The organism is Burkholderia sp. L-4 (genome assembly GCF_056856535.1).
In genome coordinates this window covers 2,838,298-2,850,590 of record NZ_JBXEOX010000002.1, presented here as the reverse complement: position 1 = coordinate 2,850,590, position 12,293 = coordinate 2,838,298, and the positions used below count along the sequence as shown (strand labels likewise).

At 67.4% G+C, this 12,293-nt stretch carries 14 protein-coding genes; 5 read left to right on the top strand and 9 right to left on the bottom strand.

What is annotated here, in order from left to right; all coding sequences use genetic code 11:
• From AC1VVG_RS29745 to AC1VVG_RS29735, 3 genes are read left to right on the top strand one after another with little or no spacing between them, the layout of a single operon-like run.
• Nucleotides 1-1,089 carry an alcohol dehydrogenase catalytic domain-containing protein gene (locus tag AC1VVG_RS29745; protein WP_059556778.1) on the top strand — a complete coding sequence of 363 codons (1,089 nt, stop codon included), beginning with the start codon at nucleotides 1-3 and terminating at the stop codon, nucleotides 1,087-1,089.
• 31 nt (nucleotides 1,090-1,120) lie between these two features.
• Nucleotides 1,121-2,665: an FGGY-family carbohydrate kinase gene (locus AC1VVG_RS29740; protein ID WP_059556777.1), complete on the top strand. Its 1,545-nt coding sequence runs from the start codon at nucleotides 1,121-1,123 to the stop codon at nucleotides 2,663-2,665.
• Nucleotides 2,662-3,420, top strand: a complete 759-nt coding sequence (locus AC1VVG_RS29735; protein ID WP_059556776.1) for an SDR family oxidoreductase — start codon at nucleotides 2,662-2,664, stop codon at nucleotides 3,418-3,420. Before AC1VVG_RS29740 ends, AC1VVG_RS29735 begins: the two co-directional genes overlap by 4 nt.
• Before the next feature lie 68 nt (nucleotides 3,421-3,488).
• Here the strand turns inward: AC1VVG_RS29735 and AC1VVG_RS29730 are convergent, their stop codons facing one another.
• The 8 genes from AC1VVG_RS29730 to AC1VVG_RS29695 all read right to left on the bottom strand — a co-directional run bounded on the left by AC1VVG_RS29730 (nucleotide 3,489) and on the right by AC1VVG_RS29695 (nucleotide 9,754).
• Entirely contained in the window at nucleotides 3,489-3,629 is a 141-nt protein-coding gene (locus tag AC1VVG_RS29730; protein ID WP_021158153.1) for a hypothetical protein, read from the bottom strand.
• Nucleotides 3,630-3,807: 178 nt separating this feature from the next.
• Nucleotides 3,808-4,392 (bottom strand): nucleotidyltransferase family protein, encoded by a 585-nt coding sequence (locus AC1VVG_RS29725; RefSeq protein ID WP_034189431.1) that lies wholly within the window; start codon nucleotides 4,390-4,392, stop codon nucleotides 3,808-3,810.
• A gap of 207 nt (nucleotides 4,393-4,599) precedes the next feature.
• On the bottom strand, nucleotides 4,600-5,133 hold the full coding sequence (locus tag AC1VVG_RS29720) for a M15 family metallopeptidase (protein WP_482837093.1): 534 nt from the start codon (nucleotides 5,131-5,133) through the stop codon (nucleotides 4,600-4,602).
• Nucleotides 5,134-5,319: 186 nt separating this feature from the next.
• Nucleotides 5,320-5,715 carry a type II toxin-antitoxin system VapC family toxin gene (locus AC1VVG_RS29715; RefSeq protein WP_059556955.1) on the bottom strand — a complete coding sequence of 132 codons (396 nt, stop codon included), beginning with the start codon at nucleotides 5,713-5,715 and terminating at the stop codon, nucleotides 5,320-5,322.
• Entirely contained in the window at nucleotides 5,712-5,951 is a 240-nt protein-coding gene (locus tag AC1VVG_RS29710) for a type II toxin-antitoxin system Phd/YefM family antitoxin (protein ID WP_048245635.1), read from the bottom strand. The genes AC1VVG_RS29715 and AC1VVG_RS29710 overlap by 4 nt, the downstream gene beginning before the upstream one ends.
• 120 nt (nucleotides 5,952-6,071) lie before the next feature.
• On the bottom strand, nucleotides 6,072-6,755 hold the full coding sequence (locus AC1VVG_RS29705; RefSeq protein WP_034189433.1) for a Fe2+-dependent dioxygenase: 684 nt from the start codon (nucleotides 6,753-6,755) through the stop codon (nucleotides 6,072-6,074).
• A complete protein-coding gene (locus AC1VVG_RS29700; RefSeq protein ID WP_034189434.1) occupies nucleotides 6,752-7,507 on the bottom strand; it encodes a tetratricopeptide repeat protein in 756 nt (251 codons plus the stop codon). Before AC1VVG_RS29700 ends, AC1VVG_RS29705 begins: the two co-directional genes overlap by 4 nt.
• Before the next feature lie 3 nt (nucleotides 7,508-7,510).
• The gene (locus AC1VVG_RS29695) at nucleotides 7,511-9,754 is read right to left on the bottom strand and encodes a TonB-dependent receptor (protein ID WP_034189435.1); all 2,244 of its coding nucleotides are present in this window, start codon (nucleotides 9,752-9,754) and stop codon (nucleotides 7,511-7,513) included.
• A 321-nt stretch (nucleotides 9,755-10,075) separates the two neighbouring features.
• Between AC1VVG_RS29695 and AC1VVG_RS29690 the strand changes: the two genes are divergently transcribed.
• Nucleotides 10,076-10,315: a FitA-like ribbon-helix-helix domain-containing protein gene (locus tag AC1VVG_RS29690; RefSeq protein ID WP_069706871.1), complete on the top strand. Its 240-nt coding sequence runs from the start codon at nucleotides 10,076-10,078 to the stop codon at nucleotides 10,313-10,315.
• Nucleotides 10,312-10,731, top strand: a complete 420-nt coding sequence (locus tag AC1VVG_RS29685) for a type II toxin-antitoxin system VapC family toxin (protein ID WP_069706872.1) — start codon at nucleotides 10,312-10,314, stop codon at nucleotides 10,729-10,731. Before AC1VVG_RS29690 ends, AC1VVG_RS29685 begins: the two co-directional genes overlap by 4 nt.
• 131 nt (nucleotides 10,732-10,862) lie before the next feature.
• Here AC1VVG_RS29685 and AC1VVG_RS29680 read toward each other — a convergent pair whose 3' ends face one another.
• Entirely contained in the window at nucleotides 10,863-12,158 is a 1,296-nt protein-coding gene (locus tag AC1VVG_RS29680) for an aspartate carbamoyltransferase (RefSeq protein WP_034189438.1), read from the bottom strand.
• Nucleotides 12,159-12,293: the final 135 nt, after the last annotated feature.

The following is a 12,293-nucleotide window of genomic DNA, read 5'->3' as shown; positions in this document are numbered from 1 at the left end:
ATGACGACACCCGAAGCCCAGCCGCGGATGACCGCGGTCGTCTGCCACGGCCCCGAGGATTACCGCGTCGAGCAGGTCGCGAAGCCGCGCCCCGGCGCGAACGAGCTCGTGATCCGCATCGCCGCGTGCGGGATCTGCGCGAGCGACTGCAAGTGCTATACCGGCGCGAAGATGTTCTGGGGCGGCCCGAGCCCGTGGGTGAAGGCGCCCGTGATTCCCGGCCATGAATTCTTCGGTTACGTCGAAGCGCTCGGCGAAGGCGCGGCCGAGCATTTCGGCGTGGCGCCGGGCGACCGCGTGATCGCCGAGCAGATCGTGCCGTGCGGCAAGTGCCGCTATTGCAAGTCGGGCCAGTACTGGATGTGCGAAGTGCACAACATCTTCGGCTTCCAGCGCGAGGTCGCCGACGGCGGGATGGCCGACTACATGCGCATCCCGCCGACCGCGATCGTCCACAAGATCCCGCTCGGCGTATCGCTCGAGGATGCGGCGATCATCGAGCCGCTGTCGTGCGCGATCCACACCGTGAATCGCGGTGACGTCCAGCTCGACGACGTCGTCGTGATTGCCGGCGCGGGCCCGCTGGGGCTGATGATGACGCAGGTCGCGCACCTGAAGACGCCGAAGCGGCTCGTCGTGATCGACCTGATCGACGAACGGCTCGAACTCGCGCGGCAGTACGGCGCCGACGTGACGATCAACCCGAAGCGCGACGATGCGCGCGAGATCGTCCGCGCGCTGACCGACGGCTACGGCTGCGACGTGTACATCGAGACGACCGGTGCGCCGGTCGGCGTGAACCAGGGGCTCGACCTGATCCGCAAGCTCGGCCGCTTCGTCGAATTCAGCGTGTTCGGCGAGGATGCGACGGTCGACTGGTCGATCATCGGCGACCGCAAGGAGCTCGACGTGCGCGGCGCGCACCTGGGGCCATACTGCTATCCGGTCGCGATCGACCTGCTCGCGCGCGGGCTCGTCACGTCGAAAGGCATCGTCACGCACGATTTCGCGCTCGAGGACTGGGACGACGCGATCCGCGTCGCGAAATCGCCCGAATCGATCAAGGTGCTGCTGAAGCCGGTCCGCTGATGCGGCCGGCGTGCGCGTTACCGGAGACATCATGGAATACGTGATTGGCGTCGACATCGGCACGCAGAGCACCAAGGCGCTGCTGGTCGACCGGCATGGCGCGATCGTCGCGCGGCACGCGGCCGGCTACCAGCCCGATACGCCGCGCCCGCTGTGGGCCGAGCAGTGGCCGCAGGTCTGGTTCGACGCGGTGCTCGAGTGCATCGCGGGGTGCGTGCGCGACGCGCGTGCGCAGGGCGTGCCGGCCGCTGCGATCCGCGCGGTGTGCGTGAGCAGCCTGTACGGCGGCTCGGGCATTCCGGTCGACATCGACATGCGGCCGCTGCATCCGTGCCTGATCTGGATGGACCGGCGCGCGACCGCGGAAGTCGACTGGGTCAACGAACACGTGAACGTCGAGCGGCTGCGCGTGATCACGGGCAATGGCGTCGACAGCTACTACGGCTTCACGAAGATGCTGTGGCTGCGCGGCCAGCGGCCGGACGTGTGGGCGAACGTGCGCTATTTCCTGCCGCCGAACGCGTACGTGATCTACCTGCTGACCGGTGAAGTGGCGGTCGATCACAGTTCGGCCGGCAACATCGGCGGCGTGTACGACGTCGCGCGCCGCGAGTGGTCCGACGACGCGCTCGACATGCTCGGCATTCCGGCGACGATGATGCCCGAGCGGCTCGTCGATTCGACGGAGATCGTCGGCGGGCTGCTGTCGCAGTGGACGGAGCAGCTCGGCGTGCCGGCCGGCACGCCCGTCGTCGCGGGCGGTGTCGACGCGGCCGTCGCGACCTTCGCGGCCGGCGCGACGCGTACCGGGCAGCATGTCGCGATGATCGGCACCAGCATGTGCTGGGGCTACGTGAGCCGGCATGTCGATGCGCGGCACGGGCTCGTCAGCATGCCGCACGTGTTCGACGGGCAGCGCGACTTGTACGTGTTCGGCGGCGCGATCACGGCCGGCGCGTCGGTTGCGTGGTTCCGCGACCAGTTCTGTCAGGCGGAAATCGATGCGGCGCGCCTGCTGCCGCACGGCGATCCGCACGTGCTGCTCGAGGCGGCGGCCGAACGCGTGCCGGCCGGCGCCGACGGCGTGCTGTTCCTGCCGTACCTGATGGGCGAGCGCAGCCCGGTGTGGGATGCGAAGGCCAGCGGCGCATTCGTCGGGCTGAGTCTCGCGCATACGCGCGCGCACCTGTATCGCGCGGTGCTCGAAGGCGTCGCGTTCGCGTTGCGCCACAACATCGAGGCCGGCCGGCGCGGCGCGGTCGCGCTGGACGACCGGTTGATCGTCGTCGGCGGCGCCGCGCATTCGGCGCTGTGGATGCAGATCATCGCCGACGTGACGGGTTTTCCGGTGTGGACGATCGAGCAGGACGTCGAAGCCGCGATGGGCGCCGCGCTGCTCGCGGGGGTCGGGGCGGGGCTCGTGTCGCACGACGAGGCGCAAGGGGGCTGGGTCACGCTCGTCGAGCGTGCGCGGCCCGACGCCGGCCGCGCCGCGACGTACGACGCGCGTTTCTCGCTCTACACGGCGCTGTATCCGGCACTCAAGCCGATCATGCACAGGCTGGGCACATCATGAACACACGATTCGATTTCAGCGGTGCGCGGGTGCTCGTCACGGGGGCATCGAGCGGGATCGGGCGCGCGTGCGCGGTCGCGCTGGCGCAGGCCGGTGCGCAGGTCGTCGCGGCGGCGCGCGACATGGCCGCGCTCGAGGCGCTGGCCGGCGAGACCGCGTGCGAGACATTGCGCATCGACGTCGGCGGCGACGAGCGTGCGATCGACGCGGCGCTCGCCGCGCACGATGCGTTCGACGGCCTCGTCAATTGCGCGGGGATCGCGTCGCTCGAACCGGCGCTCGAGGTCGGCGCCGAACAGTTCGATCGCGTGATGGCCGTCAATGCGCGCGGTGCGGCGCTCGTCGCGCGCGCCGTCGCGCGGAAGATGATCGAACGCGACGCGCGCGGCGCGGCCCGTGCACGGGGCAGCATCGTCAACGTGTCGAGCCAGGCCGCGCTGGTCGGCCTGCCCGCGCATTTGAGCTACTGCGCGTCGAAGGCGGCGATGGACGCGATCACGCGCGTGCTGTGCATCGAACTCGGGCCGCACGGCATTCGTGTGAACAGCGTGAACCCGACCGTCACGCTCACGCCGATGGCGCAGTTCGCGTGGAGCGAGCCGGAGAAGCGCGCGCCGATGCTGGCCGCGATTCCGCTCGGGCGCTTTGCGGAACCCGACGAAGTCGTCGAGCCGATCCTGTTTTTGCTGAGCGACGCGGCGTCGATGATCAGCGGCGTGTCGCTGCCGGTCGACGGCGGGTATACGGCGCGCTAGGCCGCGTCACGCGGCGATCGCGCATGACGGAAACACGGCCATGAAGGCGCGCGGCAGCCGATGCGCGGCTAAACCGGGTCCTTGCTCGGCGGTCCGTCCGGTTGTTGCGGGTTGTCGTGATGACCGGGCGGTGACGACAGCGGGTCGTCTTCCGGATCGCGGTTCGGGTCGGCCGGTGGCTCGGGCGTCGGGGTCGTGTGGTCGGTCATGGAGAACTCGCGCAGTGCGTGACGGCGGCGCGGCGGGTGCGCCTCGTCTCCGTTATAGCCAATCGGGCGCACGTTTGCAGCGCGATTGTTGCCGCCGGTCGGCGAGCGTCGGGGAAGTTCGCGCGTGGGTGGTTTGCGTGCGGGATCGTGCCGGGCGCGGGCTCCCGCGCGATCGCGGTCAGCGCAAATCCGCTGGCGTATCGACGTCGCGCAGGATGCCGGGATCGTCGACCTCGAGCAGTTTCACCGGCGCACTGGCGAACAGCGCGCGGGCGCCCGTGTCGCCGTCGAGGGCGGCGAGCGCATCGAAATGGTGCGCGGCGAAACCGACCGGATGGCCGCGTACGCCGCGATAGGCGGGCGCCACGATCGAGGCGTCGTCGGCTTCGAGCGCGCGTGTGACCGTTTCGTAGGTGGCCGCGGCGATCCACGGCATGTCGGCGAGCGCGACGAGCCAGCCGCTGGCGTCGGGCGCCGTGCGGACGCCGGCCGCGAGGCTGGCGCCCATGCCGCGCAAAGCGTCGGGTGCATAGACGACCTGACAGCCGGCTTCGTTCAGCAGAATCGCGAGTTTCTCGGCGCCGGGACGGACGACCGCGATCACGTCGGCCGTGGCCACCGCGAGACGGCGGGCGGCGGCGACCGCCACCGGCGTACCGTCGGGAAGCACCGCGAGCAGCTTGCTGTGCAGGCCGCTCGGGTCGAAGCGTTGACCAAGGCCGCCCGCGAGCAGGACGCCGGTGGCAAGTGATGCATAGGACATCGGCGCGGGGGGAGTGAGGCAGGTGCTGCGATTGTGCGGGAGCGGGCGGGGATCGGCAAGTGAGGATGTTACCGAGGCGCGCTCGTCAGGCCGGCAAGACTGTCATCGCGATGTCTCGTCGAGCATGCTTTCCTCGACAGGACCGTAAATGGCGTGCGATTCGTTCTTGATGAGGGCCCAATAGCGATCGCCGAACGACCAGTGCCATCATTCGGACGGGTAATTCGTGAAGCCGGCGCTGGCCAGCGCGGCGCTCAATATCTGGCGGTTGCGTGCGGCCGGGCGGCTGATGAACGCGTTGTGCGTGTAGCACGCACCGGACGATTCCTGGTCGGTGGCGTTCATGATGCTGCCCATGTCGGCTTCGACGCCGTCTGCCGAAATCAGCGTGAGGTCGACGGCGGCACCGGTCGGGTGAGCGGCGACCTCGGGCGGCGCGACATAGTGGCTCGCGAGTTCGACCAGCACGTCATCGGCCGGCAGCGGATTCAGCGTCGCGCGCAGCGCCGCGAGGTGGCTGGCGAAGTATTCGCGCTGAAGGGCGAGCGGGCGATAGCCTTCCTTCACATACAGGCGCAGGCCGGCCGGGAGCGCGTGCGCCGCGGCGGTCAGCCTTTGCGCGACACCGCGGCGAACCTTCAGGAAATGCGGACTCGTGTTCGCCACGACGCTGCGCGAGTGGTCGACGGCGATGCGTTCATCGAAGGAAGCGAGATCGACGAACCCTTCGTGCGACTCCATCAGGGGGATCGACCGGACGGCGGGATCGGAGAGCGATATCACGGTAGCGGGCAAGTGGCGCGACGACGGTGGCAGGCCACGAACCGATGGGGTGAGGCGGCCGTGGTCGTTCTGGTCAGACGAATCGTCAATATGCCAGAGTCCGGCCGGGGACGCGCGACGATTGGGCCCGCAGGCGGGCGATGCTTACCAGAGTGTCTTCACGTGCGCGTACGCGCGGATTTTTTCGTCTCGGGTGACGAGCGGCGCGCCGAGCCGCCGCGCGGTTGCAACGATCATGCGGTCGGCCGGATCCTTGTGGAACGTGCCGGGCAGGTCGGTGGATTTCGCGGCGATGTCGGCGTCGACGGGCACGAACCGCATGCCGTCGATCTGCGCGACGGTGGCGAGCCACGCGTCGACATCCATCGTCAGGGCGAGGCGATCGTTGCGCACCAGCATGGCGATCTCCCACGCGGAGATCGCGGACGCGGCGAGCCCGCCTTCGCTGCGTGCGCGATCGATCGCGCTGCGCGCTTTCTTGCTGAGCGATGCGTCGCCCGCCGCCCACCATACCAATGCATGCGTATCCAGCACGATCACCGCGACGCCTCCCAATCATCTTCCGCAATCGGATCGAGAGGATTGTCGTAGCGCATGACCGAGCCGCGCAATATGTCCAACGGCTGAGCCTCGCGTGCGTGATACGGCCGGATTTCGAGCGTCGGCTTGCCGTGATCGGTGACGATCAGGCTTTCGCCCGACGACTCGACGAGCCGGAAGTATTCGAGCGCGCGAGCCTTGAATTCGGATTTCGATACGGGAGCGTGAGGCATCATGATATGAGCATGGTCATTTGACGATGGTCATTTTAGGCCCGCATTTCGACCCGACGCAAGCGCCGGGCGTCACGCGTGCGCAACGCGTGGCGCCGGAAAGGGCGGCGTTACCGGTTCGCGCTACGCATCGGCCCACTTCCTCAACAGGTTGTGATAAATCCCCGTCAACGCAATGACCATCGGATCCTTCGCGCCTTTTTCCGCGGAAAGCGCCTGAATCTGCGTATCGAGCTGGAACAGCAGCGTGCGGTCGCCGTCGTCGCGCACCATGCTCTGGATCCAGAAGAACGACGCGACGCGCTCGCCGCGCGTCACCGGCGTCACGTGATGCAGGCTCGACGCGGGATACAGCACGAGATCGCCGGCGGGCAGCTTCGCGCGATGCACGCCGTACGTATCCTCGACGCACAGCTCGCCGCCGTCGTACGCATCGGGTTCCGCGAGAAACAGCGTCGCCGACAGATCGCTGCGCACGCGGAAATCGGTGCCGCGCAGCAGCCGGATCGCGTTGTCGACGTGCGTGTCGAACGTCTCGCCGCCGGCATAGCGATTGAACAGCGGTGGAAATACCTTCAACGGCAGCGCCGCCGAAAAGAACAGCGGATGGCGCGCGAGCGCATCCTGGATCGCGTCGCCGACGGCACGCGCGACGGGCGAGCCTTCCGGCAACTGCCGATTGCGTTTCGCGAGCGCCGACTGCGCGCCGGACGTCGCGTTGCCGTCGACCCATTCGGCGGCATCGAGCAGGTCGCGGCATTGCGCGACCTGCGCCTGGGTCAGTACACCGGGGACATGAAGCATCATGATGCGGATTCCATGGGGTGCGGCGCCAGCTGCATGGCTGCCGAGCGAAAGGCGTCGACCGGCGACGACGCGAGATACGCGCGCATCTTCGCGACGAACGCGGGCGTCGCGGTGGCCGGCACGCGCGCGAGCCAGTCGAGCGCTTCGTCGATGTGCCCGCGCTCGGCGAGCAGCCGCGCATAGTTGAACTGGCCGCGGAAGTCGCCGGCTTCGGCCGCGCGGCGATAGTGGTCGAACGCGGCGCCGGTGTCGACCGGTACGACCCAGCCATCCTCGTAGAAGCCGCCGATCAGGTTGATCGACTTCGCATGGCCGAGCGCGGCCGCACGGCGGAACCAGTCGAGCGCGTCGGGGCGGTTCTCGTCGACGCCGTTGCCGAGCGCGAGCGCCGTCGCGTAGTTGTACATGCCCCAGTCGAGCCCCGCCTGCGCGGCGAGCCGGTACCAGTACACGGCGACCGGCGCGCAGGCGGCCGTGCCCCAGCCGAACTCGTAGCAGCGGCCGAGCATGTTCATCGCCATCGGATGGCCGGCTCGGGCCGCATGCCGGAACCAGTCGAACGCGGCCGCCGGATCGCGCGCGACGCCGTGCCCGTCGAGCAGGTACTGCCCGTAGACGGCCTGCGCATCGACGATGCCGTGGCCGGCGGCCGCCGCGACCCACGCGGCGGCGCGCTCGGGCGGCCCGGCCAGGATGTCGGCGAACTCGCGCGGCGATACCGACGCGAGCGCCTTCAGCGACACGGCCTCCATCGATCAGTAGCGCGCGTTCAGCGTGACGAACGCCGAGCGGCCCGGCGCGATCGACGCATAGTGCGCCGGATACGCCTGATCGAAGTACGTGCGGTTGAACAGGTTGTTCACGTTCAGCTGCAGATCCAGCTTCTTGTTGATCCGGTACTGCGCCATCGCGTCGAAGCGCCAGTACGACGGCACGGCGCGCAGGTTCGCGGGATCGCCGAACACTTCCGACATGTAGAACGCGCCGCCGCCGACCGTGAACTTCGGCGTCACGTCGTAGTTCGACCACATCGTGAGGCTGTGCTTCGGCGTGTTGGGGAAGCGGTTGCCGTTGTTCGCGCGGTCCTTGCCGTTGTCGCGCAGCTCGCTCTTCATGTAGGTGTAACCGCCGAACACCTGCCACTGCTTCGTGATCTGGCCGGCGAGGCCGAGTTCGAGGCCTTGCACGCGCTTGTTGCCGACCATCGCGTACTGGTTGTTCGGCAGCGTCACACGCGCGTTCGTCGTGTCGATCTGGAACAGTGCGGCCGTCAGCGACAGCTTGTCGTTCAGCACGTTCCACTTCGTGCCGAGCTCGATGCTGCGGTTCTTTTCCGGCGACAGCTGATCGGCGTTCGCACCGACGCCGCCGCGGCCCGGCGTGAGCGACTGCGTTTCGCTGCCTTCGCCGAGCATCATGCCGGCCGGCGTCGACGACGTCGCATACGACGCATAGATGCTGCCGTTCCGTGCGGGCTTGAACACGAGGCCGGCTTGCCAGTTGAACAGCGTGTCGTCGCGGGTGGTGGTCTTGCCGCCGTTGGCCTTGGTGTCGGTGAAGCGGGTCGAGTAGTCGTCGACACGCACGCCGGCGTTCACCTGCCAGCGCGGCGTGATCTCGATCGTGTCGAAACCGTAGATCGACTTCGTCGTGGTGCGCGCATGCGCGTAGTCGTTGTTGCGCGTGATCGAACCGGCCCACGGGTCGTTCGGGTTCGGCGACCACAGGCTCGTGCAGTTGTAGCCCGACGCGGCGCCGATGCCTTTCTGGCAGATCTTGCCGGTGTCGGTCGCGACCGTGTACGAATCGCGCTTGCCCCATTCGCGCGACAGCTCGATGCCGGTACTGAAGCTGTGCTTGAACGGGCCCGTGCGGAATTCGCCGAACAGTTCGGTCTGGTTCGCGAGGCTGTTGATCGAGCTGTTGCGGTTGTTGTTGCGGCGCCAGACCTTGCCGTTCACCACGTTGCCCTGACTGTCGTCCGGCTGCGTCCAGATGTAGTCCTGCGTCGATTCCGTGTAGCGCGTGGTGTTGCGGATCGTCAGCGACGACGTGATGTCGTGCTCGATCCTGATCGTGCTGATGTCCGACGTCGTCTTGCGGAAGTCGCGGTCGATCAGGCCGTAGAAGTTGTGGCGGTCGACGGGCGCCGGATAGATCGTGTCGACGTTCGCGGGCTTGTTCGACGTCGTGTAGAAGTACGGGATGCCGCCGTCGGGCATGTCGTCCGTCGACAGGTGGTAGTAGCTCGCGGTCACGCGCGTCGGCGTGCCGAGGCCGAACGCGATCGACGGCGCGACGCCCCAGCGCTCGTTGTTGACGGCATCGCGGCCGGCGACGTCGTTGTTGTGGCTCATCAGGTTCAGGCGGAACGCGGCGTGATCGGCGAACTGCCAGTTGCCGTCGGCCGTGAAGCGGCGGTAGCGGTCGGTGCCGAGGCCCGCGCTCGCGGCGGCCGTCGTGCCGAGGTGCGGGGCCTTCGTGATCAGGTTGATGCTGCCGCCTGCGCCGCCGCGGCCGCCGTAGGCGCCGTCGGAACCCTTGGTGATCTCGACGCGCTCGGTATTGAAGATCTCGCGCGTGGTCGCGCCCGTGTCGCGCATGCCGTCGACGAACAGGCTGCCCTGCGTGTCGTAGCCGCGGATGAACGGACGGTCGCCGAGCGGGTTGCCGCCTTCGCCGGCGCCGAACGTGATGCCGGGCACGGTGCGCAGCGCTTCGGTCAGCGTCGATGCGCCGCTGCTGCGGATCAGTTCCTGCGGGATCACGGTGACGGACTTCGGCGTATCGACGAGCGGCGCGGTGAATTTCGCGGAAGCGGAAAAGTCGGCCTTGTAGCTGGGCTCGGTCTTGCCCTGGATCTCGATCGGCGCGAGATGGCCTTCGGTGCTGGCGGGGGCCGCGGGCGGCGTGCCGTCGGCGAATGCCGGGCTCGCGGCGAGCACGCCGCAGAGGGTGGTGAATGTACCGAGCTTCAGCTCGTCGGGACGGGACTTCATGATGCGCTTCGACCTCGCGAGGTGGCCCCGGAGACGGTGTGGTGCAGGAATGTGCATGCCGCCGGGAATTATTACGATTTGTTTTCAGGCGGCATTCTATGTAATTTCATGTTGAATGAGAAGCGTTCTTGTTTGTATTTGTGACGGAATCGTTAACGAATGTGTCGGAGGGCTGCGGGCCGGCGATGCGCGGAGAGATGGCCGATCGGGCCGAGTATGGCGCGGGTATCGGGCGGGCTAGAGTGGTTGTGACTCGACTCGGTCCGTGTGACTGCAAGATGATAAATGACTGCATTGAAAGCAATCTTGGTGGAACGCGTCATGCCAGTGCTCACCGTTCGAAATTTGCCCGACGAAGTGCATCGCGCACTTCGGATTCGTGCTGCCCGGCATGGTCGCAGTACCGAAGCCGAGGTGCGCGACATCCTCGAACAAGCCGTTCTGCCCGAGGGGCGGCTCAAGCTGGGAACATTGCTGGCGGAATTCGGGCCGGAGGCAGGCGATGGCGATTTCGGCATCCAGCGCGACAAGGCGCCAGCCGCTCCGATGAGCTTCGAATGATCCTGATCGACACGAACATCATTTCGGAGCCGTTGCGGCGCGAGCCGAGCGCGGCAGTCGTCGAGTGGCTCGATGCGCAGCACGTCGAGACGCTGTTCCTGTCGGCGGTCAGTCTTGCGGAATTGCGGTTCGGCGTCGCCGCGTTGCCGGAGGGACGCAGGCGGGACTGGCTGCATCAAGGCATCGAGCAGCGCGTCGTCCCGCTGTTTCGAGGTCGGATCCTGCCGTTCGACGATGCGGCGAGCAAAGCGTATGCGAGCCTTTGCGCGCGGGCTCGTGCCGCAGGCAACGCGGTCGCCGTCGCCGATGGTTACATTGCCGCCACGGCCGAGGCGAACGGGCTGATCGTGGCCGCGCGCGACGTCGCGCCGTTCAAGGCGCTCGGGCTTCGCGTCATCGACCCTTGGGCGCGATAGTTCGCGATTTTCTGCCTCTTTCCTTGCACCGAAATTGAAAACGCGCCGTGCAAGACGGCGCGTTCCGCGTCAGGCCAATCCGGTGCGCTCCCGCAGCGATGGCGGGTGGGCGCGACATGTCCGGTGCGATGTCAGTCCACCCCGTGAAACACCGCGTCTTCCGGCCCGAGGTAGGCAGGCGGGCGCCACGTCGCGTCGCGCATCGAATGCTGAACGAGATTCTCGACGCCGAGCAGCACCGCGAAGATCGCCATCCGCACCGGAATGCCGTTGTCGGTCTGCCGGAAGATGGCTAGACGCGGGTCGCGGTTCAGGTCGACCGACAGGTCGTTCGCGCCGGGCCGGCTGTCGCGCGGCAGCGGGTGCATGATCAGTGTGTCGGGCTTGCACGCCGAATCGACCAGCGCCTGGTTGATCTGGAAATCCGGTGTGTAGCCTTCGAACGATTCGTCGGTGAAGCGCTCCTTCTGGATCCGCGTCGCGTACACGACGTCCGCACCGCGCAATCCGGCCGCGAGGTCGGTCGTCTGCTCGATCACATGGCCGTTCGTCGCGATCTGGTCGACGATGTACGCCGGCATCTCGAGCGTCGGCGGCGACACGAGCGTGAACTTCAGCCCGCGGTACAACGCGAGCAGCTTGACGAGCGAGTGCACGGTACGGCCGTACTTCAGGTCGCCGACCAACGCGATGTGCGCGCCGTCGACGATCTTGCCGAGCCGCGAGAACTCGCGCTGGATCGTATAGAGATCGAGCAGCGCCTGGCTCGGATGTTCGCCGGGGCCGTCGCCGCCGTTGATCACGGGCAGGTTGGTGGCGCGCGCGAACTCGGCCACCGAGCCTTTCTCCGGATGGCGGATCACGAGCGCGTCGACGTAGCCGGCCATCACGCGGCTCGTGTCGTAGATCGATTCGCCCTTGGCCATCGACGAGAACGTGAAGCCCGTCGTGTCGCATACCGAGCCGCCGAGCCGGCAGAAGGCCGCGCCGAACGATACGCGGGTGCGCGTGCTGGCCTCGAAGAACAGGTTGCCGAGCACCGCGCCTTCCAGCACGCGCGAGATCTTGTGGCGGCGCGCGATCGGCTGCATCACGTCGGCCACGCGGAACAGCGCCTCGACCGAGTCCCGCGAGAACTGGTCGACCGAGATCAGCTGCGGCTTGCCTTCGAACAGGAACTGCTTCGAGAGTCCTTGTTTGTCTACGCTTTGCGTATAGTCCCCGCCATCCGGTGCTGAGCGCTCGACGATTTCCGACACGAAGCGCTCGACGATCTCGGGCATCCCGCGCGATTCCTGCGAGTCGTCGGGCAGCAGCCACGTATCGAGCGCGCGCCGGCTGACGCCGATACGATTGGCGAACGCTTCGCGGGTCATGTTGAGGCGGCGCATCGCGTCGCGGAGGAAGGCTTGCTGGGGAACGGTCATCGGCGGCTCCTGACGGAAAATATACGCGATGCGTATATTAGTTCGTGGCGCAATGAAGTCAAGGAAAATCTGCGCGACCGGCTGTGTGGCGCGGGTAACACGCGGCGGGTTGGTGCTGGCGCGCCGCTTCCGTCT

Coding starts and splice junctions, on each gene's coding strand:
- AC1VVG_RS29710 (WP_048245635.1), bottom strand. CDS start 5,951: ATGATGCCTCACGCTCCCGTATCGAAATCCGAATTCAAGGCTCGCGCG.
- AC1VVG_RS29695 (WP_034189435.1), bottom strand. CDS start 9,754: ATGAAGTCCCGTCCCGACGAGCTGAAGCTCGGTACATTCACCACCCTC.
- AC1VVG_RS29705 (WP_034189433.1), bottom strand. CDS start 6,755: ATGATGCTTCATGTCCCCGGTGTACTGACCCAGGCGCAGGTCGCGCAA.
- AC1VVG_RS29700 (WP_034189434.1), bottom strand. CDS start 7,507: ATGGAGGCCGTGTCGCTGAAGGCGCTCGCGTCGGTATCGCCGCGCGAG.
- AC1VVG_RS29735 (WP_059556776.1), top strand. CDS start 2,662: ATGAACACACGATTCGATTTCAGCGGTGCGCGGGTGCTCGTCACGGGG.
- AC1VVG_RS29740 (WP_059556777.1), top strand. CDS start 1,121: ATGGAATACGTGATTGGCGTCGACATCGGCACGCAGAGCACCAAGGCG.
- AC1VVG_RS29720 (WP_482837093.1), bottom strand. CDS start 5,133: ATGGAGTCGCACGAAGGGTTCGTCGATCTCGCTTCCTTCGATGAACGC.
- AC1VVG_RS29725 (WP_034189431.1), bottom strand. CDS start 4,392: ATGTCCTATGCATCACTTGCCACCGGCGTCCTGCTCGCGGGCGGCCTT.
- AC1VVG_RS29685 (WP_069706872.1), top strand. CDS start 10,312: ATGATCCTGATCGACACGAACATCATTTCGGAGCCGTTGCGGCGCGAG.
- AC1VVG_RS29690 (WP_069706871.1), top strand. CDS start 10,076: ATGCCAGTGCTCACCGTTCGAAATTTGCCCGACGAAGTGCATCGCGCA.
- AC1VVG_RS29745 (WP_059556778.1), top strand. CDS start 1: ATGACGACACCCGAAGCCCAGCCGCGGATGACCGCGGTCGTCTGCCAC.
- AC1VVG_RS29730 (WP_021158153.1), bottom strand. CDS start 3,629: ATGACCGACCACACGACCCCGACGCCCGAGCCACCGGCCGACCCGAAC.
- AC1VVG_RS29680 (WP_034189438.1), bottom strand. CDS start 12,158: ATGACCGTTCCCCAGCAAGCCTTCCTCCGCGACGCGATGCGCCGCCTC.